At 71.6% G+C, this 2,332-nt stretch carries 1 protein-coding gene; it reads right to left on the bottom strand.

The window, feature by feature from the left end:
• Positions 1–2,161, bottom strand: a 2,161-nt coding sequence (locus tag G6R25_RS23445) for an NACHT domain-containing protein (RefSeq protein ID WP_205447402.1), incomplete at its 3' end; no start/stop codon positions are given.
• Positions 2,162–2,332: the final 171 nt, after the last annotated feature.

The following is a 2,332-nucleotide window of genomic DNA, read 5'->3' on the forward strand; positions in this document are numbered from 1 at the left end:
GCCCTGGGTCGGTGGCCTGGTTCTGTAGGGCGGTGGCGGCGGCGGCGCGGAGCTCCGGGCTGACCGCGGCCGCGAGGGCGAGTGCCTGCTCGCTCTTCTCGATGGCGGGATCGGTGGCCAGAGCGCGCAGGAGGTCGGCGGCGCGGCTGCGGTACTCGCCGCCGAGATCGGCCAGGATGGTCGCCGCCTGGACACGTACCCGGCTGGGGATGGCCGGGGTCGTGGCCAGTGCCTGTGCCACCTCGGCCGCGCGGGCCCGCTGGTCACCACCGAGTCCGGCCAGTTGCCGCATCGCGCTGAGGCGGTCGAACGGATCGCGTCCCGGTTCCGCGGCACGCGTGAACAGTGCGTCCGCGGCGAGGGAACGGCCTTCCACGCCGAGCTGCGCCAGTGCCTGCGCCGCCCGTTGGCGATCGTTCGTGCCGCGGGTCGTGTCGGTTGCCAGCGCGTGCAGGGCTGCCGCGGCGCGGGTGTGGTGGCTGGCACCGAAGCGGGCCAGGCAGCCCGCCGCCGCGCATCGGACGCTCACGGGCTGGTCCTCGGCCATCCAGCCGGTCAGTAACGCGACGCCGCGATCATGGGTGTCCGGGGAGCATCCCCGCAACAACCCCACCACCGTGATCTTCACCTCCCGGGGGACGGCGGGGTGTTCCAGGAGCCGGAGCAGGTGGTCCCGGACGGGTGGATGGCGGGTCAGACCGGCCATCCGCTGGAGCTGCCCGCTTGACCAGTCACCGACGAGGGTGCGTTCCTCGACGTGGGTCAGATAGGCGGCCAGCTGGGCGTCGTCCGCTGATGCCCCCTGGACGATCAGCTCGGCGGCGCGGTCGCGGTGGTCGCGGCCGCCGTGCAGGGCCAGTGTCAGCAGCGTGGCTCCGGGGCCCTGCCTGTGCAGGTAGTGCAGCACGATGCGGGTGCCGGCCTCATCGTCGAGCAGCAGGCGTCGGATCAGATCGTCCCAGGGCGGTTGGTCGGGTCGGACGTCGTCCGGGAGTGTTCGGGCGGCCGCTGTCGCAGCCAGGTGTTCGGCGAAGGTCTGGTGCAGAAACCGCAGCCGGCCGGCCTGCCGGCCGAGCAGGCCGGTCAGCGCGAGCCATTCGGCCAGCAGGTCCTTCCACGACGAGGGGAGACGGGCCGGCACGGGGGCATGCTCGGCCAGGTAACCTTCGGCGTCGTCGAGGAGCTGGGTCTCCTCCGTCGTGTAGGTGGTGGCAAGCCGTTCGAGGATCTCGACCCGGTGGGCCTCCACCCAGTCGGCAAGCTGGGCGCCACCCGCCGACTGCCGCAACGGGTCGAGCGTGGCCGTGCTGACCGGGGCCCGGGTGTCGGTGAGATGCTCGATGTACTGCTCATACAGTTCGTACCGGTTGCCGGGCAGGGGCTGATCCCTGCGCGCGGCGTGGACCTGCGCGGCGAGTGCCGCCAGCAGCGGCACTTCCAGAATGTTCCCGAGGCCGGCGGCATCGACCTGGTCGAGGAACTCCCTTGCCGCCGCCTTCCCCGCCGGGCTGTCAGCCTGATCGAACCAGCGGTAGGCGAAGCGGATCAGCGCGTCGGCGTCAAAGGGCTGCAGCTCGTAGAACCCGACCCGCGGGCCGGCCAGCCGCGCGGTCTCTCCCGGAGACAGCGGCCTGGTGGTCACCAGGAAGCGCAGCGGCGTGTCCGGGGCGGACATCCGCGCCGCCAACGCGGCCAGCAGCCGTTCGCGGCTGTCCTGATCCGGGATCTCATCGAGCGCATCGACGATCATCAGCCAGGGAATTCCGCGGACCGTCGAGGTGAACCACGCTTGCGGCGGCGGCCCGTCTCCGAGGGTGTCGTATTCGCCGGCGACCGCGGCGGACAGCGCCGCGGTCCAGCCGCGGTGCATGTGGGCGGCCAGGACCCGAGCGGGCAGCACCAACGGCACCGCCAGACCGGTCGACGGCCCGGCCGCATCCGGTTCCAGCAACGCCCGCAGCAATTCGTTCGCCAGGTGTTTGCCCAAGGTCGTCTTCCCGAGACCCGCCGCCCCCTCGATCACCAGATGGTCATGTTTGCCGGCGACCTCCTCGAACGGCTGCGCCAACCCCCGCACCAGCCGGTCCTTCTCCACCCACGGCGCACCCGTCCGTTCCGGCGCGTCCTCCCGGACCCGCCGGGCCTCACCGGCCGCGCTCACACTCTGGCGGACATAGATCCCCGACAGCGACGATCGCTGATCGCTGCGGAGGGATCGGGGTAGATCGTCTGTCACTTTCTGCATCATCCGCAGCAGGCCCACCAGCTCCGGCCAGGGCCCCGGGAAGATCGTTCTAGGTTGCGATCTGCTACGCGGAGTATCGGCCCCGTT

The organism is Candidatus Frankia alpina, assembly GCF_902806485.1.
Classification (GTDB): domain Bacteria; phylum Actinomycetota; class Actinomycetes; order Frankiales; family Frankiaceae; genus Frankia; species Frankia alpina.